The 24483-nt window shown below is 54.1% G+C and carries 21 protein-coding genes, 1 tRNA gene and 1 pseudogene; 9 read left to right on the top strand and 14 right to left on the bottom strand.

Annotation, left to right across the window (positions count from 1 at the left end; translation table 11 throughout):
• The first annotated feature begins 3 nt into the window (after positions 1–3).
• Both Q9J79_RS03535 and Q9J79_RS03530 read left to right on the top strand, forming a co-directional pair.
• Positions 4–555 carry a DNA-3-methyladenine glycosylase I gene (locus Q9J79_RS03535; protein ID WP_301912233.1) on the top strand — a complete coding sequence of 184 codons (552 nt, stop codon included), beginning with the start codon at positions 4–6 and terminating at the stop codon, positions 553–555.
• A complete protein-coding gene (locus tag Q9J79_RS03530; RefSeq protein WP_301912234.1) occupies positions 545–1186 on the top strand; it encodes an arylesterase in 642 nt (213 codons plus the stop codon). The genes Q9J79_RS03535 and Q9J79_RS03530 overlap by 11 nt, the downstream gene beginning before the upstream one ends.
• Here Q9J79_RS03530 and Q9J79_RS03525 read toward each other — a convergent pair.
• Positions 1179–1358: a citrate (Si)-synthase gene (locus tag Q9J79_RS03525; RefSeq protein WP_257392115.1), complete on the bottom strand. Its 180-nt coding sequence runs from the start codon at positions 1356–1358 to the stop codon at positions 1179–1181. The two genes, Q9J79_RS03530 and Q9J79_RS03525, sit on opposite strands and share 8 nt — an antisense overlap.
• On the opposite strand from Q9J79_RS03525, the gene Q9J79_RS03520 reads away from it, so the two are divergent.
• A complete protein-coding gene (locus Q9J79_RS03520) occupies positions 1357–1716 on the top strand; it encodes a hypothetical protein (protein WP_301912235.1) in 360 nt (119 codons plus the stop codon). The genes Q9J79_RS03525 and Q9J79_RS03520 overlap by 2 nt on opposite strands.
• A gap of 30 nt (positions 1717–1746) precedes the next feature.
• Complete coding sequence (gene gcvP / locus Q9J79_RS03515) at positions 1747–4599, top strand: aminomethyl-transferring glycine dehydrogenase (RefSeq protein WP_301912236.1); 2853 nt, start codon at positions 1747–1749, stop codon at positions 4597–4599.
• Positions 4600–4943: 344 nt separating this feature from the next.
• Here the strand turns inward: gcvP and Q9J79_RS03505 are convergent.
• Both Q9J79_RS03505 and Q9J79_RS03500 read right to left on the bottom strand, forming a co-directional pair.
• Positions 4944–5054 (bottom strand): annotated as a pseudogene (locus Q9J79_RS03505) (IS5/IS1182 family transposase); the annotation flags it as partial.
• A gap of 67 nt (positions 5055–5121) precedes the next feature.
• Positions 5122–5961, bottom strand: coding sequence for a c-type cytochrome (locus Q9J79_RS03500; protein ID WP_301912237.1), 840 nt, complete (start codon positions 5959–5961; stop codon positions 5122–5124).
• A 284-nt stretch (positions 5962–6245) separates the two neighbouring features.
• Here Q9J79_RS03500 and Q9J79_RS03495 point away from each other — a divergent pair.
• Positions 6246–6321, top strand: a tRNA-Arg gene (locus Q9J79_RS03495).
• 64 nt (positions 6322–6385) lie between these two features.
• Here Q9J79_RS03495 and Q9J79_RS03490 read toward each other — a convergent pair.
• Together Q9J79_RS03490 and trmA are read right to left on the bottom strand one after the other, a co-directional pair.
• On the bottom strand, positions 6386–7579 hold the full coding sequence (locus Q9J79_RS03490; protein WP_301912238.1) for an amino acid aminotransferase: 1194 nt from the start codon (positions 7577–7579) through the stop codon (positions 6386–6388).
• 5 nt (positions 7580–7584) lie between these two features.
• On the bottom strand, positions 7585–8688 hold the full coding sequence (gene trmA, locus Q9J79_RS03485; protein ID WP_301912239.1) for a tRNA (uridine(54)-C5)-methyltransferase TrmA: 1104 nt from the start codon (positions 8686–8688) through the stop codon (positions 7585–7587).
• A 142-nt stretch (positions 8689–8830) separates the two neighbouring features.
• On the opposite strand from trmA, the gene aroC reads away from it, so the two are divergent.
• Positions 8831–9931, top strand: coding sequence for a chorismate synthase (gene aroC / locus Q9J79_RS03480; RefSeq protein ID WP_301912240.1), 1101 nt, complete (start codon positions 8831–8833; stop codon positions 9929–9931).
• Positions 9932–10022: 91 nt separating this feature from the next.
• The gene (locus Q9J79_RS03475) at positions 10023–10448 is read left to right on the top strand and encodes a ProQ/FINO family protein (protein ID WP_065826249.1); all 426 of its coding nucleotides are present in this window, start codon (positions 10023–10025) and stop codon (positions 10446–10448) included.
• Positions 10449–10521: 73 nt separating this feature from the next.
• On the opposite strand, the gene Q9J79_RS03470 is transcribed toward Q9J79_RS03475, so the two are convergent.
• Together Q9J79_RS03470 and Q9J79_RS03465 are read right to left on the bottom strand one after the other, a co-directional pair.
• Positions 10522–12507: a DNA topoisomerase IV subunit B gene (locus Q9J79_RS03470; protein ID WP_301912241.1), complete on the bottom strand. Its 1986-nt coding sequence runs from the start codon at positions 12505–12507 to the stop codon at positions 10522–10524.
• A 66-nt stretch (positions 12508–12573) separates the two neighbouring features.
• Positions 12574–13095 (bottom strand): RNA pyrophosphohydrolase, encoded by a 522-nt coding sequence (locus tag Q9J79_RS03465; protein WP_301912342.1) that lies wholly within the window; start codon positions 13093–13095, stop codon positions 12574–12576.
• Between the two features lie 164 nt (positions 13096–13259).
• Here Q9J79_RS03465 and serS point away from each other — a divergent pair, with 164 nt between their 5' ends.
• Complete coding sequence (serS, locus tag Q9J79_RS03460) at positions 13260–14555, top strand: serine--tRNA ligase (protein WP_301912242.1); 1296 nt, start codon at positions 13260–13262, stop codon at positions 14553–14555.
• 77 nt (positions 14556–14632) lie between these two features.
• Here the strand turns inward: serS and Q9J79_RS03455 are convergent, their stop codons facing one another.
• The 7 genes from Q9J79_RS03455 to folP form a co-directional block, all read right to left on the bottom strand.
• Positions 14633–15631 carry a 2-hydroxyacid dehydrogenase gene (locus Q9J79_RS03455; protein ID WP_301912244.1) on the bottom strand — a complete coding sequence of 333 codons (999 nt, stop codon included), beginning with the start codon at positions 15629–15631 and terminating at the stop codon, positions 14633–14635.
• Between the two features lie 163 nt (positions 15632–15794).
• The gene (gene prfA / locus Q9J79_RS03450) at positions 15795–16871 is read right to left on the bottom strand and encodes a peptide chain release factor 1 (protein WP_301912245.1); all 1077 of its coding nucleotides are present in this window, start codon (positions 16869–16871) and stop codon (positions 15795–15797) included.
• A 104-nt stretch (positions 16872–16975) separates the two neighbouring features.
• Entirely contained in the window at positions 16976–17746 is a 771-nt protein-coding gene (locus Q9J79_RS03445) for a TatD family hydrolase (protein WP_301912246.1), read from the bottom strand.
• Between the two features lie 7 nt (positions 17747–17753).
• Positions 17754–18746 (bottom strand): asparaginase, encoded by a 993-nt coding sequence (locus Q9J79_RS03440; protein ID WP_301912247.1) that lies wholly within the window; start codon positions 18744–18746, stop codon positions 17754–17756.
• 66 nt (positions 18747–18812) lie between these two features.
• Positions 18813–19496: a DedA family protein gene (locus tag Q9J79_RS03435; protein ID WP_301912249.1), complete on the bottom strand. Its 684-nt coding sequence runs from the start codon at positions 19494–19496 to the stop codon at positions 18813–18815.
• A gap of 191 nt (positions 19497–19687) precedes the next feature.
• Entirely contained in the window at positions 19688–21022 is a 1335-nt protein-coding gene (gene glmM / locus Q9J79_RS03430) for a phosphoglucosamine mutase (protein ID WP_002247265.1), read from the bottom strand.
• 129 nt (positions 21023–21151) lie between these two features.
• Entirely contained in the window at positions 21152–22003 is an 852-nt protein-coding gene (folP, locus tag Q9J79_RS03425; RefSeq protein WP_301669911.1) for a dihydropteroate synthase, read from the bottom strand.
• Between the two features lie 274 nt (positions 22004–22277).
• Between folP and Q9J79_RS03420 the strand changes: the two genes are divergently transcribed.
• Positions 22278–24398, top strand: a complete 2121-nt coding sequence (locus tag Q9J79_RS03420) for an AsmA family protein (RefSeq protein WP_301912250.1) — start codon at positions 22278–22280, stop codon at positions 24396–24398.
• Positions 24399–24483 lie beyond the last annotated feature (85 nt).

The raw sequence follows: 24483 nt of genomic DNA, 5'->3' as shown, positions 1-24483 counted from the left end.
ACCGTGAACTATTGCGAATTTGCCGACTCACTTCCCAAAAACACCGACAACCCGAACAAACATTACCACGACACGCAATACGGTTTTCCGATTGAGGACGACAATGAATTGTTTGAGCGGCTGGTGTTGGAAATCAATCAGGCAGGATTAAGCTGGACGCTGATGCTGAAGAAGCGGCAGGCGTTTCAGACGGCATTTGAAGGTTTCGACATCGATACGGTCGCCGCATTTGGCGAAGCCGATATTAAGCGGCTGCTTACCGATGCGGGTATTGTCCGCAACCGCCTGAAAATCGATGCCGCCATTTTCAATGCACGGCAAATCCAAGCGTTGCAACAAGAACACGGCTCGTTCAAGAACTGGCTCGACGCGCACCATCCGCGAAGCAAAGACGAATGGGTCAAACTCTTTAAAAAACATTTCAAATTTGTCGGCGGCGAAATCGTCGGTGAATTTCTGATGAGTACCGGCCACCTCAAAGGCGCGCACGCCGAAAGCTGTCCGGTTTACCGTGAAACCCTGAAATACCACCCGAAATGGCTCGATGCCGTCTGAAAAACCAATGAACAGAAGAACCTTCCTCCTCGGCGCAGGCGCGTTGCTTCTTACCGCCTGCGGCAGAAAATCCGCCCGAACCCACGCCAAAATTCCCGAAGGAAGCACCGTACTTGCCTTGGGCGATTCGCTCACCTTCGGCTACGGCGCAAACCCTGACGAATCCTACCCCGCGCAACTGCAAAAACTGACGGGTTGGAACGTCGTCAACGGCGGCGTATCGGGCGACACGTCCGCACAAGCCCTCGACCGCCTGCCCGCGCTGTTGGCACGCAAACCCAAGCTTGTGATTGTCGGCATAGGCGGCAACGACTTTCTGCGCAAAGTTCCCGAGGAGCAGACCCGCGCCAATATCGCGAAAATCATCGAAACCGTGCAAAAGGAAAACATCCCCGCCGTCCTCGTCGGCGTGCCGCACATCACACTGGGTGCGTTGTTCGGGCATTTGAGCGACCATCCGCTGTATGAGGATTTGTCCGAGGAATACGGCATTCCGCTGTTCGGCGGCGCGTGGGCGGAAATTTTGGGCGATAATAATCTGAAATCCGACCAAATCCACGCCAACGGCAAAGGCTATCGGAAATTTGCCGAAGATTTGAATCGATTTTTGAGAAAACAGGGGTTTAGATAAACAAAGGTTTATCCGCACCCAAGTTGTTTATATAATCATGAACCGACTGGAACACCAAACTGCTTCGGGACGCATATGCCGTCTGAAATGCAAAACCTACGCCATACAGCCGCATGAAGTTGCAGCGGTATGGCGTTTTTTGAAAAAGACGGCCTGCCGGTTCAGACGGCATGACCGACCGTCCGAACCTGCTGCGGATAAAGCCCGGACAGGCTGAAATCATGGAATATTGCGAACCTGAAGAAGCATCCGACCCGTACGCAACATACAGGCGTGCCAACCTGATGGCGGGGCTGCCGCTGTTTGTCGTGATTTTGGTTCTGCTCAATATTGTTTTTCCGCTTCCGGCGCATCCCTTGGCTTGGCTGGTGCTTGAGGGTTTCATGGTTTTGGTCGGCGGCTTTCCCTTATCGCTGCCGCTTGCGGTGCTGCTTGTCCTGACCTGCTGCATTCTGGCGCATTGTCCGCCATTATCCCGTCTTTTGTGCTACCCTTACCCGAATCATCCGATGTCTAAAAATTCTGCCTGATGGCAGCCCTACAAACCCGAAGGAGTAGAAATGAAACTGTCCGAACTGTTCAACCCCAACGAATTTGCCGCGCGCCATTTGAGTTTCGGCGACGAAGCGGCGTTGCTTGCCGCTGTCGGCGAGCAAAGCATGGACGACTTTATCGGCAACACCGTGCCGCAAAGCATCCGTATGCCGTCTGAACTCGACCTGCCCGAAGCCCTGACCGAGGCGGACGCATTGGCGAAATTGAAAAACATTGCGTCGAAAAACGTAATCAACAAGTCCTATATCGGCTTGGGCTATTACCCAACCCGCGTGCCGAACGTGATTTTGCGCAACGTATTGGAAAATCCGGGCTGGTACACCGCCTACACGCCGTATCAGGCGGAAATCGCGCAGGGACGTTTGGAAGCTTTGTTGAACTTCCAACAAGTGTGTATCGATTTGACCGGTTTCCCCGTGGCGGGCGCGTCTTTGTTGGACGAAGCGACCGCCGCCGCCGAAGCAATGGCGATGGCGCACCGCGTGGGCAAAGTGAAATCCGGGCGTTTCTTTGTGGATGCGCGCGTTTATCCGCAGACTTTGGACGTGATGAAAACCCGCGCCAAATATTTCGGCTTCGAGCTGGTGGTCGGCGATTTTGCCCAAGCGGATGAAGGCGAATACTTCGGCGCGCTGTTCCAATACGTCGGCAAAGACGGCGACGTGCAAGACTTGCAAAGCGTCATAGGCCGTCTGAAAGCCAAAGGCACGATTGTCGCCGTTGCCGCCGACATCATGAGCTTGGTTTTGCTGAAACCGCCTGCCGAATTGGGCGCAGATATTGCTTTGGGCAACACCCAACGCTTCGGCGTACCGATGGGCTTTGGTGGTCCGCACGCTGCTTATTTCGCCTTTAAAGACGAGTTCAAACGTTCCGCCCCAGGCCGCATCATCGGCGTATCCAAAGACGCATCGGGCAAACCTGCCTTGCGCATGGCTTTGTCCACCCGCGAGCAACACATCCGCCGCGAAAAAGCGACATCCAATATTTGTACCGCACAAGCATTGCTGGCAAACTTGGCGGGCATGTACGCCGTTTACCACGGCCCCGAAGGCGTGAAACGCATTGCCAACCGCATTCACGCGCTGGCTTCCGCTTTTGCCGACGCGCTGGTTTCAGACGGCCTGAATGTGGTTCACAAAGTCTTCTTCGATACCGTTACCGTCGATTTCGGCAACAAAGAGAAAGCAGACCAAGTGTTTGCCGCTGCTTTAGAGTCGGGTTACAACCTGCGCCGTGTCAACGATACTCAAGTTGCGGCTGCATTCCACGAAACATCGGCATGCGAAGATTTGGTTGATTTGTACCGCGCGTTTACCGGCAAGGATACGGCTACATTTGCCGATGACGTCAAAGGCCGTCTGAACGCCGAGTTGCTGCGTCAGGACGATATTCTGCAACATCCCGTGTTCAACCGTTACCATACCGAACACGAAATGTTGCGCTACCTGAAAAAACTCGAAGACCGCGACTTGGCGATGAACCGCAGCATGATTTCATTGGGCAGCTGCACCATGAAACTCAACGCGACTGCGGAAATGTTGCCGATTACTTGGGCGGAGTTCTCCGACATCCACCCTTACGCTCCCGAAGCGCAAACCGCCGGCTACCGCGAATTGCTCGCCGATATGGAAAACAGCCTGAAAGCCATCACCGGCTTTGACGCGATTTCCTTCCAGCCCAACTCCGGCGCGCAGGGCGAATACAGCGGTATGCTGTCCATCCGCCGCTATCAGGAAGCCAACGGCGAGGGACACCGCAACATCTGCCTGATTCCGAAATCCGCCCACGGTACTAACCCTGCGACTGCGGCTATGCTCGGTTTGAAAGTCGTCGTCGTCGATACCGATGAACACGGCAACGTCAACATCGACGATTTGAAAGCCAAAGCTGAACAACACCGCGACGCCTTGTCCGCCATCATGATTACCTACCCGTCCACCCACGGCGTGTACGAAGAAGGCATCCGCGACATCTGCCGCATCATCCATGAAAACGGCGGACAGGTTTACATGGACGGCGCCAACCTCAACGCCCAAATCGGCATCATGCAGCCCGCCGAAGTCGGCGCGGACGTGTTGCATATGAACCTGCACAAAACCTTCTGTATCCCCCACGGCGGCGGCGGCCCGGGCATGGGCCCGATCGGCCTAAAAGCCCACCTCGCCCCGTTTGCCCCAGGCCATACCCTGACCGACACGCACAGCGCCAGTGCCGGGCAAACCGCCGTTGCTGCTGCCGCCTTCGGTTCTGCGTCCATCCTGCCGATTACTTGGATGTACCTGACCATGATGGGCAAACAAGGCATGGAGCAGGCAACACGCTGGGCATTGCTCAACGCCAACTACGTCGCCAAACGCCTGAGCGAAGACTATCCCGTTCTCTACACAGGCAAAAACGGTCGCGTCGCGCATGAATGCATCGTCGATTTGCGTCCGCTCAAAGCTGAAAGCGGCATCACCGAAACCGACATCGCCAAACGCCTGATGGACTACGGCTTCCACGCCCCGACCGTCTCCTTCCCCGTTGCCGGCACGCTGATGATCGAGCCGACCGAAAGCGAGAGCAAAGCCGAACTCGACCGCTTCATCGCCGCCCTGAAACAAATCAAACAGGAAGTGTTGAAAGTCGAACGCGGCGAATGGCCGAAAGACGACAACCCACTGGTCAACGCCCCGCACACCGCCGCCGACGTAACCGGTGAATGGGCGCACCCGTATTCCCGCGAAGAAGCCGTCTTCCCGCTGCCTTTCGTGCGCGAAAACAAATTCTGGCTGAGCGTCAACCGCGTGGACGACGTGTACGGCGACCGCAACCTCGTGTGCAGCTGCCCACCGATGGAAAATTATGAAGACTGACTGTTGAAAGGCTGAAACACAAATGCCGTCTGAAACACTTTCAGACGGCATTTTCGTCAACGGCAGGCCGGTTGCACCGATACACATATCTCGACTATAACTTTATAGTGGATTAAATTTAAATCAGGACAAGGCGACGAAGCCGCAGACAGTACAGATAGTACGGAAAGGCGAGGCAACGCTATACTGGTTTAAATTTAATCCACTATAAAACAAATGAGTTAAACCAATATCCATACACCAGCTTTTTTATCATCCTACTTTTTATTCATCCGATTGGGCAGACAGATTTCGAAGATGAAAAGCCTATTTGCACCCTTTGATGTCATTTCCACACGGGCAAACAAATATAGTGGATTAGATTTAAACCAGTACAGCGTTGCCTCGCCTTTCCGTACTATCTGTACTGTCTGCGGCTTCGTCGCCTTGTCCTGATTTAAATTTAATTCACTATAAATTCCCATAAAAAAACGGAGCAGATGCCTGCCCCGTTTTTATTTAATCCGAAATTTTAATCCGAATTTAGAATTTCGCACCGGATTGGTTGGCCATATAGTCAACAGCTGCTTTGACTTCGTCATCGCTCAAACCTGCATTGCCGCCTTTGGCAGGCATCGCGTTAAAGCCTTCAAGGGCGTGTTTATGCAAGGTTTCCTTACCTTGTTTGATGCGGGGAGCCCAATCGTCTTTTTTACCTATGCCGGGGATACCTGGAATCGCTCCGCCATGGCATGCCTGACAGTTTGCTTCAAAAACTTTCTTGCCGTCTACACCGGCTGCAGGTGCGGCAGCACCTTTGTCTTCTGCCTTCGCTTCCGCCGGAGCTGCATTATCGGCAGGAGCAGAAGCTGTTCCTGAAGCGGCATTGTCGGCAGGCGCAGCCTCATCCGGATTCGGGAAAGAACCTCCGCTTTTATTCGCCATGTAGGCAATCGCCCGTTTGAGTTCCTGATCGGTCAGGTCTGCCGCGCCGCCTTTTGCCGGCATGGCATTAAACCCGTTAAGCGCATGTTGGAACAAAGTATCGAAGCCTTGCGCGATACGCGGCGCCCAGTCGCCATTGTGTTCCAGTTTCGGAGCGTTCGGCACATTGCTGTCCGCCGCGTGGCATTGGATACAGATTTTATTGAAAATCTGTTCGCCCTGGCGTTCGCCAACAGGAATACCGTCGCCCATCGTCAATTGTCCGACGGGCTGGATACGGGTCTGCGTTGCCGCCTCCGTAGTGGCATCGACATCACCGAACGAGCCGCTGCCCGCCAGCTTAATCAGGAAATAAAGAACTGCAATAACAATAACGATACCGCTCACAAGGGTAAACAGTGCAGAGCCTTGGGCTTTATTGTCGCGGAGTTGTTTCATTTGGTAGGCCTCGCCGTCAGGTTAGGTTGTGCTGTAAATTATAGTTTGGTATGTTAAACGCAATTAACAATATTTTGCTGGATTATACTGAATTCACAGGGTCTTTCCAATCACTATCATTGAAAATATGTAAAAAATCACAGGCAGCGTCTCTTTTAAGCAAATAATCCATTGAAAATACTTGCTTATCCCCAAACAAATATCCCTCATACCCCGCGCATCAGCCTGACGTCTCAAGATAAACTTTGCCAATTTGCAGAATTTACGTTAATCTTACGTTTTCCGCACCCATAGCTCAGTTGGAAGAGTGTCAGTTTCCGAAGCTGGAGGTCACAGGTTCGATCCCTGTTGGGTGCGCCAATTATAAAGAGGCCGTCTGAAAGATAAATATTTTTCAGACGGCCTTTTGATTTACTTCAAATTCTTATTTCAATACTTCGGCAAACGCATCGGCAACATAGGCGATATTCGAAGCATTCAGTCCGGCAACGCACATCCTGCCCGAATCCAGCAGGTAAACGGCAAATTCGTCGCGCAACCTGCGGACTTGTTCCACGCTCAACCCCGTGTAGCTGAACATGCCGCGCTGTTTGATGAAATAAGTGAAATCGCGATCGGGGATTTGCGCAGTTAAGACATCGTAAAGTTTCTGTCGCATGGCGCGGATGCGGTTGCGCATGACATAGACTTCGTTTTGCCACAAAGCGTAAAGTTCGGAGCTGTTCATCACATTGGCAGTGAGATACGCGCCGTGTGCGGGCGGGCTGGAGTAGATGCGGCGGACGATGAATTTGAGTTGTCCGAACACCAATTCCGCTTCTTCTTTATTCGGGCAAACCACGCTCAGGCCGCCGACGCGCTCGCCGTAGAGCGACAGGTTTTTCGAGAAGGAATTGCTGACGAACAAGGGCAATTCCATTTCCACCGCTTTGCGGATGGCGTAGGCATCGCTGTCCAAATCGCCGCCGAATCCTTGGTAGGCAATGTCCATAAACGGAATCAGTTTGCGCCTTTTGATGATGTGCAACACCTCGTCCCATTGCTGTTCCGACATATCCACGCCGGTCGGGTTGTGGCAGCAGGGGTGTAGGATCAAGACGCTGTTTTCGGGCAGGGTGTTGAAAAACGCGGTCATTTCGTCGAATTTCACGCCGACGGTGGCGGGGTCGTAATAAGGATAAGTGCCGACCTCGAAACCTGCGCCTTCAAAAATGCCGCGATGGTTGTCCCAAGTCGGGTCGCTGACGTAGGCGCGCGCTTCGGGAAACCAGCGGTGCAGGAAATCCGCCCCGACTTTGAGCGCGCCCGAGCCGCCCAAAGTTTGCACGGTAACGATGCGTCCTTGTGCGAGCGCGGGGTTGTCTTTGCCGAACAATAAATGCTGCACCGCGCTGCGGTAAGTGTCTAAGCCTTCCATCGGCAGATAGGGCGACGGCGCAGGCGTGACGGCGCGGGCGGTTTCGGCTCTGCTCACGGATTCCAATACGGGCATCTTGCCTTCGTCGTCGAAATAAATGCCTATGCTCAAATTGACTTTTTCAGGTCGCGGGTCGTTTTTGAAGGTTTCGACCAAACTCAAAATCGGGTCGCCGGGATAGTATTCGATGTGTCGGTACATAGTCCTTACCTTTTGCTTTTTCCAAGGATTTTCTTTTTCAACAGTACGCCGCTTTCGATATGGTGCGTAAACGGAAATTGGTCGAACAGGGCGGCACGTTCGACCGTATGGGTTTCCGCCAAGATGTCCAAATTAGCACGCAGCGTTTCAGGATTACAGGAAATGTAGATGATATTGTCAAACTGCAACACCAACTTCAAAGTTTTCTCATCGATACCGGCACGTGGCGGATCAACGAAAATAGTGGAAAATGCATAATCCGTCAAAGCAATACCGCCCTCCTTAAGGCGTGTAAACTCACGTTTGCCGGTATAGGCTTCGGTAAATTCTTCGGCAGACAGACGGGCGATTTTGATGTTGCCTATCCCGTTTGCCTCAATATTCCATTGCGCTGCGCCTACTGAAGTTTTGGAAATCTCGGTTGCCAAAACCTGTCGGAAATATCGGGACAGCGGCAGTGTGAAATTGCCGTTTCCGCAATATAGTTCGAGCAAATCCCCATCTAATCCTTCTGCTGCACCGCAGGCCCATTCAAGCATTTTCTGACACACGGCGGCATTCGGTTGGGTAAAACCGCCTTCAATTTGCCGATAACGGAAATCCCGGTTGCCGACCTTCAAAGTTTCCGTTACATAGTCCTGTTTTAAAACGATTTTCTGCCCCCTGCTCCGTCCGATAACGGCGATGCCCAACTGTTGCTGTAATGCTTGCGCCGCCTGTTGCCATGCGTCGCCGAGTTTTTTGTGGTAAATCATGGTAACCAGCATTTCGCCACTGAGCGTGGACAGAAATTCAACGGCATACCAACGGTTTCTCAGTTCGGCAGATTGGGCGGCAACGGCAATCAATTCGGGCATCAGGCAGTTGACTGCCTCTGAAGCAGCATCGAAGCGGTCGCAACGGATCAGGCTTGCCCCGCTAGCCTTTTGTCCTTTTTCAAACATGGCATAAAACATTTCCCCGCCTTCGTGCCAAATACGGAACTCGGCACGCATACGGTAATGTTTGTCCGGAGATTCATACACTTCCCACTCAGGAACATCCAAACCTGCAAAAAGGGTTTTAAGGTAGTCTTTTTTATCTTGAAGCTGCTGCGTGTAGTCGCTCATATCGCTATCCTGAAAAATCAGACCGGATTATAAGCCGATTCACTGCAAAATACGCAACCCCTTTACCGGCATATAAACCGTTTCCCGCCGGCTTTTATGCTAAAATCCGCCGTCTCCAACATACCGCCGACAGAGGGAAAATATGGCAGGCAACACTTTCGGACAACTCTTCACCGTTACCACTTTCGGCGAAAGCCACGGCGCAGGTTTGGGCTGCATCATCGACGGCTGCCCGCCCGGACTGGCATTGAACGAATCAGACATCCAAGCCGACCTCGACCGGCGCAAACCCGGCACCAGCCGCCACGTTACCCAACGCCGCGAAGCCGACCAAGTCGAAATCCTCTCCGGCGTCTTCGAAGGCAAAACCACCGGCACCCCCATCGCCCTCTTAATCCGCAACACCGACCAGCGCAGCAAAGACTACGGCAACATCGCCCAAAGTTTCCGCCCCGGCCACGCCGACTATACCTATTGGCACAAATACGGCACGCGCGACTACCGCGGCGGCGGCAGAAGCTCCGCCCGCGAAACCGCCGCCCGCGTTGCCGCAGGAGCCGTCGCCAAAAAATGGCTGAAAGAAAAATTCGGCACGGAAATCACCGCCTACGTTACCCAAGTCGGCGAAAAAGAAATTCAGTTTGAAGGCTACGAACACATTTCCCAAAATCCTTTTTTTGCCGCCAACCAAAGCCAAATTGCCGAGCTGGAAAACTATATGGACGGCGTGCGCAAATCCTTGGATTCCGTCGGCGCGAAGCTGCATATCGAAGCCGCCAACGTCCCCGTCGGCTTGGGCGAACCCGTTTTTGACCGCCTCGATGCCGAAATCGCCTATGCCATGATGGGCATCAACGCCGTCAAAGGCGTGGAAATCGGCGCAGGCTTCGGCAGCGTTGTCCAACGCGGCAGCGAACACGGCGACGAACTGACCCCGCAAGGCTTCCTGTCCAACCATTCGGGCGGCATCCTCGGCGGCATCAGCACCGGACAAAACATCCGCGTCAATATCGCCATCAAACCCACCAGCTCCATTGCCACACCGCGCCGCAGTATCGACATCAACGGCGACCCCGTCGAACTCGCCACCCACGGCAGACACGACCCCTGCGTCGGACTGCGCGCCGCGCCGATTGCAGAAGCCATGCTCGCATTAGTCCTCATCGACCACGCCCTGCGCCATCGCGCGCAAAATGCCGACGTTCAGGTTAATACGCCCGACATTACCCTTTCAAACAAATAAAAATTTAGCCAAAACACAGACTTTATAATAGAATACCAAGCATTGCCGTGCAGCCTTGACGCACGGGTTTGTTTAGAGGAATGCAACTGAAATGATACAAGAAACCGCTTTGGGCGCGGCACTGAAATCTGCGGTCCAAACCATGAGCAAAAAGAAACAGACAGAAATGATTGCCGACCATATCTACGGCAAATACGATGTATTCAAACGATTTAAACCGTTGGCACTCGGTATCGACCAAGACTTGATTACCGCGCTGCCCCAATACGATCCTACACTTATTGCACGCGTCCTCGCCAACCACTGCCGCCGTCCGCGCTATCTGAAAGCCTTGGCGCGCGGCGGCAAACGTTTCGATTTGAACAACCGTTTCAAAGGCGAAGTTACCCCCGAAGAACAGGCAATCGCGCAAAACCATCCTTTCGTGCAGCAGGCTTTGCAACAGCAGTCCGCCCAAGCTGCCGCCGAAACGCCGTCTGTTGAAGCCGAAGCAGCCGAATCTTCCGCAGCAGAATAAATCCCCAAACGAAATGCCGTCTGAAAACCGATTTGGTTTCAGACGGCATTTTTTCGTATGCGGCAATCACGGTTCAAATATCGAGTTCCGCCGTATCGCCTTCGCGCTCCATCCAGGCACGGCGGGCGGCGGCTTCGCCTTTGCCCATCAGTTTGACGAAGATGTCGCGCGTCTCGTCCGCCGCGCCTTCGGGGATTTGCACCTGCAACAGGCGGCGGGTGTCGGGGTGCATGGTGGTGTCTTTGAGCTGGTCGGGATTCATCTCGCCCAAGCCTTTGAAACGGCTGATGGAATAGGCGGTTTCTTTGACGCCTTCTTTTTGCAGTCGCTCCAAAATGCTGTCGAGTTCGTTTTGGTCGAGGGCGTAGAATTTGCGGGCGGGTTTGCTTTTGCCTTGTGCGTTGACATCGACGCGGAACAGCGGCGGCTGGGCGACGTAGATGTGTCCGTCGGCAACCAGTTTGGGGAAGTGGCGGTAGAACAGGGTCAACAGCAAAACCTGAATATGCGAACCATCCACGTCGGCATCGGACAGGATGGCTATTTTGCCGTAGCGCAGGCCGCTTAAGTCGGGATTGTCGTTGATGCCGTGCGGATCAACGCCGATGGCGACGGAAATGTCGTGGATTTCGGCGTTGCCGAAAAGTTGGTCGGGGTGGACTTCGAAGCTGTTGAGCACTTTACCGCGCAGGGGCAGGATGGCTTGGGTGGCTTTGTCGCGGGCGAGTTTGGCGGAGCCGCCGGCGGAATCGCCTTCGACGAGGAAGAGTTCGTTTTCGCGGATGTCTTCGCTTTCGCAGTCGGTGAGTTTACCGGGCAGGACGGCAACGCCGCTACCTTTTTTCTTTTCAATCTTTTTAACCGAACGCATCCGTGCTTGTGCCTGACGGATGGCGAGTTCGGCGATTTTTTTGCCGAAGTCCACGTTTTGGTTGAGCCACAATTCCAAAGGGTCGCCCGATACGGTGGCAACGAGTTTCAGCGCGTCGCGGTTGGTCAGCTTGTCTTTGGTCTGACCTTGGAACTGCGGGTCAAGGACGCGGGCGGAGAGGACGAAGGCGGTTTTGCCGAACACGTCGTCACTTTGTACTTTCACGCCGCGCGGCAAGAGGTTGTGCAGATTGATGAAGTTGTTGACGGCGTTGAACACGGCCTGTTTCAAGCCTGCTTCGTGCGTGCCGCCCAGCGGGGTGGGGATGAGGTTGACGTAGCTTTCGTTGGCGCACGAGCCTTCTTCCAGCCAGGTCAGGGCAAACGCGGCGCCTTCGCCGATACTGAAATCGCCGTTGTGGCCGTCTGAAATGTAGTTTTCGCAGGAGAACAGCGGCACGGCTTCCTGCGCGTCGGCAATCAGGTCGGTCAGATAGCTTTTCAGACCGTCTGGATAGTGCCAGGTTTGGGTGTGTGCTTCGTCTTCGCCTTTGACCGGACGGGTCAGGGAAACGCGCACGCCCGGCAGCAGCACGGCTTTGGCGCGCAGCAGGCGTTCGAGTTCGGGAATGCTGTAATTCGGACTTTCAAAATATTTGCCGTCCGGCCAGACGCGCACTTCGGTGCCGCTGTCTTTGACGGCGCATTTGCCCACTTGTGCCAACGGTTCGACCACGTCGCCACCGGCAAACACGATGCGGTGGATTTTGCCTTCGCGTTTGACGGTTACCTCAAGGCGGGTGGAGAGGGCGTTGGTAACGGATACGCCCACGCCGTGCAGGCCGCCTGAAAAGGCATACGCGCTGCTGCCGTCTTTTTTATTGAACTTGCCGCCCGCGTGCAGACGGGTAAATACAAGTTCGACCACGGGCACGCCTTCGACAGGGTGCAGCCCGACGGGAATGCCGCGTCCGTTGTCGCACACGGAAAGCGAACCGTCGTCGTGGATGCGCACGTCGATTTCAGTAGCGAAACCGCCCAACGCCTCGTCCGCCGCGTTGTCGATGACTTCTTGGCAGATGTGGGTCGGACTGTCGGTGCGGGTGTACATGCCGGGACGTTCTTTGACCGGCTCCAAGCCTTTGAGGACGGTGATGCTGGATTCGCTGTATTGGTTGTTTTTAGCCATAGGAATAATCTGAAAGTAAGAAAAACAACGCTTTCAGACGGCCTGAAAGCGTTGCGTTCCGTTGTTTTACCGGTTGCCGGAAGGTTGGCGGGCGGCAAAGTCTTCATAACTTTCCATACCGCGCAGGAAGCGGGAGAGTTCTTTCAACGCCCCCAAATAAACGTCGCGTTTGAACTCGATGACTTCGTCAACGGGTGCCCAATATTGGTGCCAACGCCAGCCGTCAAATTCGGGATGGTGGCAGGCGCGGAGGTTGACATCGCTGTCACGGCCGACCAAACGCAAAAGATACCAAATCTGTTTTTGTCCGCGATAGGATCCGCGCCATTCGCGGCGTACCCAGTTGTTCGGCACGTCGTAACGCAGCCAGTCGCGCGTCCGCCCGACGATTTTGACGTGTTGCGGCAGAAGTCCGACTTCTTCGTAAAGCTCGCGGTACATGGCGGTTTCGGGGCTTTCGCCCGGCTTGATGCCGCCTTGCGGAAACTGCCATGAATGTTCGCGTACACGCTTGCCCCAAAAGACCTCGTTGCGGTTGTTGATTAAGATGATACCGACATTGGGGCGATAGCCTTCTCTGTCCAACACGGTGTCGCCCTCCGTTAAATTCAATCTTTGGATTTTCCCACAAATCGAACGGTTTTGACAAATCGGACGATATGATTCAAACATGTCGAAACACAGACGGATTCGGGAAAATATCTTAAATTTGGTTTACAATAATGTGTTTCAAATTATTCGGGAATCAGACCATGTTAGATATCCAATTGCTCCGCAGCAACACCGCCGCTGTGGCAGAACGCTTGGCGGCGCGCGGTTACGAGTTTGATGCCGCGCGTTTCAATGCGCTGGAAGAGCAGCGAAAAGCCGTTCAGGTGAAAACCGAAGAACTACAAGCCTCGCGCAACAGCATTTCCAAACAAATCGGCGCACTGAAAGGTCAGGGCAAACATGAAGAGGCGCAGGCGGCCATGGATCAAGTCGCCCAAATCAAAACCGATTTGGAACAGGCTGCCGCCGATTTGGATGCCGTTCAAAAAGAATTGGACGCATGGTTGTTGAGCATACCTAACCTGCCGCACGAAAGCGTACCCACCGGTAAAGACGAAACCGAAAACGTCGAAGTCCGCAAAGTCGGTACGCCGCGCGAATTTGACTTTGAAATCAAAGACCATGTTGATTTGGGCGAGCCTTTGGGCTTGGATTTTGAAGGCGGCGCGAAGCTGTCCGGCGCACGCTTTACCGTGATGCGCGGACAAATCGCCCGACTGCACCGCGCATTGGCACAGTTCATGCTGGATACGCACACGCTGAAACACGGCTACACCGAGCATTACACGCCTTATATCGTTGACGATACGACGCTGCAAGGCACGGGCCAACTGCCTAAATTTGCGGAAGATTTGTTCCACGTTACCCGTGGTGGCGACGAAACCAAAACCACGCAATATCTGATTCCAACCGCCGAAGTAACGTTGACCAATACCGTTGCCGACAGCATTATCCCGTCTGAACAACTGCCGCTGAAGCTGACCGCGCATTCGCCCTGTTTCCGCAGTGAAGCGGGATCATACGGCAAAGACACACGCGGCCTAATCCGCCAACACCAGTTCGACAAAGTGGAAATGGTACAAATCGTTCATCCCGAAAAATCATACGAAACGCTGGAAGAAATGGTCGGCCATGCCGAAAACATCCTAAAGGCTTTGGAACTGCCCTACCGCGTGATTACCCTGTGTACCGGTGATATGGGTTTCGGCGCGGCAAAAACGTATGACTTGGAAGTTTGGGTACCGGCGCAAAACACCTACCGCGAAATCTCAAGCTGTTCCAACTGCGAAGATTTCCAAGCCCGCCGGATGAAGGCGCGTTTCAAAGACGAAAACGGCAAAAACCGCTTGGTACATACTTTGAACGGCTCCGGTTTGGCTGTCGGCAGAACGCTGGTCGCGGTTTTGGAAAACCATCAAAACGCCGACGGCAGTATCAATATCCCAGCCGCTTTGCAGCCTTATATGGGTGGCGTTGCCAAGTTGGAAGTCAAATAAGTTTGCAGGCTGCCTGAACGTCAAATGCCGTCTGAAACCTGTTTCAGACGGCATTTCCTTTAAACTTTTAAAACACGTCAACCGTCGGCACGAACCGCATTGCCGCAATCGCCAGTCTGTCCGACCTCGCGGATATTGGACAGCGTAACTTCCGAAATATTACCCAACGCCTCTTCCGTCAAAAATGCCTGATGTCCGGTAAACAGCACGTTATGGCAGGACGACAGTCGGCGGAACACGTCGTCGGTAATCACATCGTTGGATTTGTCTTCAAAAAACAATTCGCGTTCGTTCTCGTACACATCCATGCCCAATGCGCCGATTTTCCGGCGTTTCAACGCCTCAATGGCGGCGGCACTGTCAATCAGACCGCCACGGCTGGTGTTGATAATCATCACACCGTCTTTCATTTTGTCGAACGCCGCTTCATTCAGCATATAGTGGTTCTCCGGCGTGGCGGGGCAATGCAGCGTGATGATGTCCGATCGGGCATACAGCTCGTCCAAATCCACATACCTGCCGCCGATTTTTTCCGCTTCAGGATTGCAAAACGGATCGTAAGCCAGCAGGTTCATACCGAAACCCTTTAAAATCCGCATCGTTGCGATACCGATTTTCCCCGTGCCGATAACGCCCGCCGTTTTGCCGTACATATTGAAACCGGTCAGCCCCTCCAAAGAAAAATTGGCATCGCGGGTACGCTGATAGGCTTTGTGGATACGGCGGTTCAAAGTCAGCATCAGACCGACCGTATGTTCCGCAACCGACTCGGGCGAATAGGCTGGCACGCGCACGACTTTCAAGCCCAACTCTTCAGCCGCCTTCAAATCCACATTATTGAAGCCGGCACAACGCAACGCCACAGTTTTCACGCCAATTTGCGCCAATTTTTCCAACACGGGCCGGCTGCCGTCGTCGTTCACAAAAATACAGACCGCCTCCGCGCCTTCCGCCATTTTCGCCGTTTTCGCATCCAGCATAAAATCAAAAAACTCCAGCTCGAAGCCGAAATGCCGGTTGGCGCGGGTAAAATGTTCGCGGTCATAGCTTTTCGTACCGTAAATCGCAATCTTCATCAATATGTCCAGTTGTCGCCTATGGTTGAGAAACGGCATAATACACTGAATCCAAACAAATCAGTAGAATATGGCGGATTAAAATTGATTGCATGCACGGCAGACGCAAAATGCCGTCTGAAACTTGGATTTCAGACGGCATTTCCATTTCAAAACACAAAACTCAATCGCCCATCGCCGCCAGAAGCTCCGCCTGATGTTCGGCAATCAGGGCATCGGTGATTTCTTCCAAATCGCCGTCCATGACAAAATCCAGCTTGTGCAGGGTAAGGTTGATGCGGTGGTCTGTTACCCTGCCTTGGGGATAGTTGTAGGTGCGGATGCGTTCGCTGCGGTCGCCGCTGCCGATGAGGGATTTGCGTTCGGCGGCTTCTTTGGCTTGGGCTTCGCGTTTTTGCGCGTCGTTCAGGCGGGCGGCGAGGACTTTCATCGCCTGCGCCTTGTTGGCGTGTTGGCTGCGTCCGTCTTGGCACTCGACCACCATGCCTGTGGGCAGGTGGGTGATGCGGACGGCGGAGTCAGTTTTGTTGATGTGCTGACCGCCCGCACCGGATGCACGGAAGGTGTCGATACGAAGGTCGGCGGGGTTCAACTCGATGTCTTCGAGTTCGTCCGCTTCAGGCATGACGGCGACGGTACAGGCTGAAGTGTGGATACGGCCTTGGCTTTCAGTGGCGGGAACGCGCTGCACGCGGTGTCCGCCCGATTCAAATTTCAAACGGCTGTACGCCCCGAGTCCGACGATGCGGGCGATGACTTCTTTATAGCCGCCCAACTCGCTTTCGTTGGCGGACACGATTTCGACCTGCCAGCGGTTGCGCTCGGCGTAGCGGCTGTACATACGCAGCAAATCGCCTGCAAACAGCGCGGCTTCGTCGCCACCGGTACCGGCGCGTACTTCGATAAAGATGTTTTTGTCGTCATCGGCATCTTTGGGCAGCAGCAGTTTTTGCAGTTCGGTATCGAGCGTGTTGATTTTGGCTTTTGCCGCTTCGATTTCTTCGGCGGCAAAGTCTTTCATTTCGGGGTCGGACAGCATTTCTTCGGCATCTGCCAAGTCGCTTTGCGCCAGTTGATAGTTTTGAAATACTTCGACGACGGGGGTCAATTCAGCGTGTTCGCGGGTAAGTTTGCGGTAATTGTCCATGTCGGATGTGGCTTCGGGCTGTCCGAGGAGGTGGGTGACTTCTTCCAGTCGGTCGCTGAGTTGTTGTAGTTTTTCTAAGATAGACGTCTTCATAATTCTTCCATAACAAACGCCGCCTGAATGTTCAGACGGCATCAACACTGGATTATTATAATAGGTTTTCCGGATATTCAAAAAGATAATCTTAGATGGATAACCTACCGTCCCAACAGGGCATCGGCATTGCGCTCCGTTACCTTGGCAATCTTTTCTACACAGGTTCCGCGGATTTCCGCAGCAATCTTTGCAATACCCGGAATATTGGCAGGCGTATTAATCTCTTTTTTCAGCATAAACGGGCTGTCGGTTTCCAAGACGAAATCGGTGTCATTCAGGGTTTTGAGGGTTTCGCGTATTTTGCGGGCGTTCGGGTTGAGCAACAACGAACCGATGCCGATTTTGAAACCCAATTTCGTCAACACGCGCGCTTCTTCCGCGCTGCCTGAGAAGGCGTGAACGATGCCGCCTTGAGTAAAGCCTGCCTGTTTGACGGCAGCGGCGATGTCGGCGGTGGCTTTGAGATTATGGATAATCACGCGGCAGCGCAGGGTTTGCGCGATGGCAAGCTGGCGGCTGAAGACTTGGATTTGCCGTTCGCGCTGCTGCGGCGTTTGGGTTTTGTCGTAAAAATCCAAGCCGATTTCGCCGACCCACGCTCGGGGGTAACGCGCCAATACGGCTTCCAAACCGGTAAAATCCTGTTCCGCAATGCCGCCTGAAAACCAAGGATGGATGCCCAGCGCAATACGGATTTGACCGTGTTCGGACGGCATTTCCGCCAAATCCGCCACATCCTGCCAATCCTGCGGACAGGTGGCGGGAACGATAAACCGCCCTACTCCAGCCTCCCGCGCTGCGGTCAAAACGTGCGGCAGGTTTTCGCGTAAGGCGGGATCGGCGAGATGGCAGTGGGTGTCGGTAAAGTTCATTTCGATTTCACAATAATTGCAGTCTTGCCAACTCTTTTTCCACCTCTTCCTTACCCCAGCCTTGCGATACGGCGAGGGTCATCAGCGCGGTGGCGGTTTCGAGGTTACATTTGCCGCCGTTGATGATGCCCGAGTTGCGGAACGCGTTGCCTTGCGCGTAAACGGCGGCGGTTTTGCCTTGTCGGACTTGGCTGATGTTGAGCAGCAGTTTGCCCTGCCGCGCGAAGTCTCGAACGGCGCGGATGAAACCTTCGTCTGCGGGCGTGTTGCCGTGTCCGTAGCTTTGCAGGATAAGGGCTTGGGCGGGAAGCTGTCCGAGTCCGTCCGCAAGTTCTTGGACGGCAAAGCCGGGGATAAGCGTGCGGACGGCGATTTTTGCCTGCGGATCGGGATAGCGGATTTTGAGGCCGTCTGAAACGGCTGCTGCGTCTTGGGACGGGATACGAAGATTGTGCCAGCCTTGTGTTTCATCCCATTCGGCGATGGCGCCGAAATGCGGATTGTCGAAGCCTGCGGCGGTTTCGGTGCTGACTTTGCTGCTGCCGACGGCGGGATACAGTTTGCCGTCAAAGGCAATGACGGTTTGTTTGAGCTTGAGGCTGAAGGCGGCAACGGCGGTGGAGAGATTGCGCGGGGCGTCGCTGTTTTCGGCGGCGTAAGGCCATTGGGAACCGGTCAGGACAATCGGTTTGCCCAAACCTTGCAGGGCGAGCGCGAGGAGGTTGGCGGTGTACGCCATGCTGTCCGTGCCGTGCAGTATCAGGATGCCGTCGCATGAAGGGAGTTTGTCGGCGATGATGTCCAGCCAGTCGTGCCAGTGTTGCAGGGTGACGGAGGAGGAATCAATCAAGGGATTGCAGACGTGCCACTCGAAGTCGAGGCCGTCTGAAAAAGGGGAAAGGGCTTGGCTGACCAGCGCAGTATCGGGGCGCAATCCCGCACTGCTTTGCGTCATGCCGATGGTACCGCCGGTATAAAGGACAAAAATTTTCTGTTTCATGGCTCATCCTGAAAATGCAAAGACCGCCTGAAACGTGAAATGCGTCCGGACGGTCGAAAATCCGATTTACTGCTGCTTCTGTGCCGCTTTTTTCGCTGCCTTTTCCGCCTTGCGTTTGGCGCGTTTTTCGCTCAATTGTGCGCGGTAAAGCTGATAATGCCGGCGTTTGCGCCACCAAAACCACGCCAGCACCGCCGCCAGCACGCCCAATGCGATGAAGATGCCCGATTGCAGGCTGTGCATTTTCGCCATCAGCCAATCGATGTTGTGCGCACCGTATTCGCCCAGATAAATCCAAATAGGGACGGAAATCAGCGCGGCCAGTCCATCCATAATGATAAAACGCAAGTATGAAACCTTGCGGCTGATACCGGCTGTAACAAATACGGCCGTTCTCAAACCGGGCAGGAAACGGGCGACAAACAGAACCCAGTTGCCGTATTTATCGAATTTTTCCTGAACCTGCGCGTAACGTTTCGGCGTCATGATGCGCGCAATCGGTTTGAACTTGAGGATTTTCTGCCCCCAAATGCGTCCGGCGGCAAACATCACGCCGTCGCCCGCCAACACGCCGAGCATACCGACCGCAAACATAATATGCGGATTGGTATAACCCATACCCGAAATCACGCCGCCCGTTACCAAGGTCAAATCCTCGGGAATCGGCACGCCGAAACCGCAGATGACCAAAACGAAAAACACGGCCGCGTAGCCGTATTCGACAAAAAAGGCTTCTAAAAAAGCAAACATGGCGGATATTCCATTGTCGGAGATAAAAAGTCAGAACAAACCGAAACATTTTCTACATGAAGCAGGCATTCTATCAAAGATTATGCCGTCTGAAAGCGGAAAAAAGGCAGATTCGCATATCCTCCGCATGTTCAGACGGCATTTAAACAGAAAACCGGCCGGTTCTGAAAACGGTTTTTCCTGAATTTTGCCTAAAGGCTGCCGATGGCGGAAGCAATACGTTCCGCCCCTTCGCGCGCCCAATCGGCCTGTCGTGCCTCAACCATCACGCGCACGACGGGTTCGGTTCCCGAAGCGCGCAACACAACCCTTCCTTTGCCTTCGAGTTCTTTTTCCACTTCGGCCAACACGTCTTTCGAAGCTTCTTGCCATTTCTGACCCTTTTGGATGCGCACGTTAATCATAGTTTGCGGATACGGCTGCCAGTCGGCGCAAACGGTGGCGAGGTCTTGGTTCAGGATTTGCAGCGCCGCCAAAACTTGCAGCGCGGAAATAATGCCGTCGCCGGTGTTGTGTTTGTCCATGCACAAAATATGGCCGCTGGCTTCGCCGCCGATGAGCCAGCCGCGTTGGTTCAGCTGTTCCAACACATAGCGGTCGCCGACTTTGGCGCGGCAGAAATCGACACCCTGCTCTTTCAGGGCGATTTCCATCGCCATATTGGTCATGACCGTGCCGACCACGCCGCCGATGTTGATACCTTCTCGGGCGCGGGCTTTGGCGATGACGTAAATCAGGCTGTCGCCGTCGTAAACCTTACCGTTTTTATCGACCATCATCAGGCGGTCGCCGTCGCCGTCTAAGGCGATGCCGTAGTCGGCTTCATGCTGTAAAACGGCGGCCTGGAGTGTCTTGGTATAAGTCGCACCACATTTTTCATTAATATTGTAGCCGTTGGGTTCGTCGCCGATGCTGACGACTTGTGCTCCCAGTTCGTGAAACACCTTGGGTGCGACACCGTACCCCGCGCCGTTGGCGGTATCGATAACCAACTTCAAACCCCGAAGGTCGGAATGGCTGGGAAAGGTGGATTTGCAAAATTCGATATAGCGGTCGTCCGCACCGCTGATGCGGCGTGCGCGACCGAGGCGTGCAGAAGGCTGGGTTTTCATTTCTTCGTCGATTTTGGCTTCGATTTCCAACTCGATTTCATCGGAAAGCTTCACGCCGCCCTCGGCAAAGAATTTAATGCCGTTGTCGGAATAAGCATTGTGCGACGCGGAAATCATCACACCGGCGGACAAACGCAGCGCACGGGTCAGATAAGCCACGCCGGGCGTAGGAAGCGGACCGGTTTGGATAACGTTGACACCTGCGGCGGTAAAACCTGCCACCAAAGCGGCTTCCAGCATATAACCGGAAATACGCGTATCCTTGCCGATTAAAACGGTCGGTTTCTGGTCGGTGTCGTGCTGAACCAAAACCTGACCCGCCGCATAGCCGAGTTTCAATACAAAATCGGGCGTAATCGGAAACTGCCCGACTTCACCGCGTACACCATCCGTGCCGAAATATTTTTTTGCCATGTGTTGCTCCGAGAATGTGAACCGTTGTCCGAGATTATACAGTCAGTTTGTGCCTTGCTGTCTGCACCGTTGATGCCGTCTGAAGCCGCCCCGTCCTTTTCAGACGGCATGAAGTATGTGAACCGCTCTTTACAGATTGATGCCCAACGCTTCCCACGCCTTCAACGCATCCGCCGTCGCCTTCACATCATGCACCCGCACGATTTGCGCGCCGCGCGCTACGGAAGCCAACGCTGCCGCCACGCTGCCGTGTACGCGTTCCGCCGCATTTGCCTCGCCGGTCAGTTCGCCTATCATGGTTTTGCGCGACACACCGATCAGCAGCGGCAAACCGGTTTCCGCCATCAATTCGGGCAAATGCCGCATCAGTGCGATATTGTGTTGCAAGGTTTTGCCGAAGCCGAAACCGGGGTCAAGCACGATGCGTTGCGGGGCGATGCCTGCCGCGATGCATTCCGCCGCCCGCGCTTTCAAATACCGCGCCACTTCACCGACAACATCCTGATATTTCGGATTAATCTGCATGTTTTCAGGCACACCCTGCATGTGCATCAGGCAAATGCCCGTATCCGCCTGACACGCCAGCAATTCGACCGCGCCTTCGTCGGTCAACGCCGCCACATCGTTAATAATATCGATGCCGCCGAGTGCCAACGCTTTTTCCATAATCACCGTGCGGCGCGTGTCCAAACTGACGGGAACGCCCCACCCTGCCACTTCCGCCAATACAGACTCAACCCGCGCCCATTCTTCTTCAGGCGAAACATAACCCGCACCCGGCCGCGTCGATTCGCCGCCGATGTCGAGAATGTCCGCGCCCTCTTTCAAAAGCCGTTCGGCATGCGCCAAAGCTGTTTGGGCGTTTTGCGAATACGCGCCGCCGTCGGGCAAAGAATCGGGCGTGAGATTCACGACACCCATGATTTTCGGTTTGTCCAAACCGATTTCAAACCGTCCTGCCTGCCAAACGCATCCGACCATATCCGTGCCTCCGGAATAAAAAGCAAATTATATACCGTCTGAACAAAACTTGTCCGTTTCAGACGGCATCAGTATTTCAAAAAAGTATCTTGCAGAATCCGCCGCCGTATGAAACATACACTGCCCCTGCAAACGCGGCAACGCCCACGATACCTGATCCGGCGGTATGCCTGCTTATGGGCATTACCCCTTTATACAAGATAATCCGCCCGCACAAAATAGGATTGCCACAAGCCGTGTTATACTGTGGCGTGTTTTACAGACTTTTCAGGCTATGGATTTATTATCGGTCTTCCACAAATACCGTCTGAAATATGCGGTAGCCGTGCTGACGATACTGCTTTTGGCGGCAATCGGGCTGCACGCTTCCGTATATCGCATCTTCACACCTGAAAACATCCGAAGCCGCCTCCAGCAAAGCATTGCCCATACGCACCGGAAAATCTCGTTTGATGCGGATATACAGCGCAGGCTTCTGCCCCGGCCGACCGTCATCCTGAAAAACCTGACCATTACCGAACCCGGCAGCAACCGGACTGCCGTTTCCGTCAAAGAAACCAAAATCGGATTGAGCTGGAAAAATCTGTGGTCGGATCAGATACAGGTTGAAAAATGGGTGGTTTCAGGTGCGGAACTTGCCCTGACGCGCGACGGAAAAGGTGTTTGGAACATCCAAGACCTGATCGACAACCCAAAACGCAAAGCCTCGGTAAACCGCATCATTATCGAAAACAGCACCGTCCACCTCGACTTCCTGCAAGAGCGGTTCACCCTGAAGGAAGTCCGCCTCAACCTGCAATCCCCCGTTTCATCGGGACAACAGTTTGAAAGTTCGGGCACACTGACCGGCGAAAACCTGTCTGCCTCATGGAAAAGCAAAGGGCTTTTCATTTCAGACGGCATCAATCCGCCCGAAATCTCACCGTTCCATTTCGAAGCCGAGACCGCCCTAAACGGACACCGCATTGCCGTTTCCACCACCGGCAGCCCCACGATCCGCTTCAATGCCGGCGGAGCGGATGCCACCGGCCTCGGCCTGCGTGCAGACACTTCCTTCCGTAACCTCCACCTGACCGCCCAAATCCCTACGCTGGCACTCAGGAACAACAGCATTAAAATTGAAACCGTCAACGGGACATTTACCGCTACCGCCGACGACGGGAATTCCCAATGGGGCGGATCGTTCAAACTCGATAAGGCCAAACTTCACCCCGGTATCGGCAACATCGGCAACGCCGAAATCTCCGGCAACGTCAAAACACCCCGCCTTCAAACCAACTTTTCCCTCGGCTCGCCATTGGTTTGGAGCCGGAATAATGGTCTGGAGGCACCGCGCCTGCATGTATCGACCCTTCAGGATACCGTCAACCGCCTGCCGCAACCCCGTTTCATCAGCCGGCTCGACGGTTCGATGTCCATAAAAAACCTTCATCAGTGGCATGCTGAACTCAACGGTTCGTTCGACCGCCAAACCGTTGCCGCGAAATTCAGATACACACATGAAGACGCACCGCACCTGGAAGCCGCCGTCGCACTGCAAAAATTAAACCTGACCCCCTATCTTGACGACGTGCGGCAACAAAACGGCAAAATATTTCCCAACACCCTCGGCAGGCTGTCCGGAGATATCGAGGCCCACCTTAAAATCGGCAATGTCCAACTCCCCGGCCTGCAACTGGACGATATGGAAACCTACCTCCGCGCCGACAAAGGCCATATCGCGCTCAGCCGTTTCAAGTCAGGGCTTTACGGCGGCCATACCGAAGGCGGCATCAGCATCGCCAACACCCGCCCCGCCACTTACCGCCTGCAACAGAATGCAAGCAACATCCAAATCCAACCGCTGCTGCAAGACCTGTTCGGCTTCCACAGCTTCAGCGGCAACGGCGACGCGGTCATCGACCTGACCGCGAGCGGCGAAACCCGAAAAGAGCTTATCCGCTCGCTTCAAGGCAGCCTGTCGTTGAATATTTCCAACGGCGCGTGGCACGGTATCGACATGGACAATATCCTGAAAAACGGCATTTCGGGCAAAACTGCCGACAGTGCCGCACCCAGCACACCCTTCCACCGATTCACGCTCAACAGCGAAATTTCAGACGGCATCAGCCGCCACATCGATACCGAACTCTTCTCCGACAGCCTCTATGTTACCAGCAACGGCTATACCAATCTGGATACGCAGGAATTGTCTGAAGATGTCCTTATCCGCAACGCCGTCCATCCGAAAAACAAACCGATTCCCCTGAAAATCACCGGTACCGTGGACAAGCCGTCCATTACCGTCGATTACGGCAGGCTGACCGGCGGCATCAATTCGCGCAAAGAGAAACAGAAAATCCTCGAAGACACCCTGCTGGAACAATGGCAGTGGCTCAAACCTAAAGAACCGTAAATACCCTGCGTACAAAAATGCGTCTGAAACACATTAAGCTTCAGACGGCATGACCTTTCCGACCGTACCACATCGGAAACACAAG

Source organism: Neisseria viridiae (assembly GCF_962747995.1).
Classification (GTDB): Bacteria; Pseudomonadota; Gammaproteobacteria; order Burkholderiales; family Neisseriaceae; genus Neisseria; species Neisseria viridiae.
Note: the sequence above shows the minus strand (reverse complement) of the source record. Positions and strands in the feature narration are given on the sequence as shown.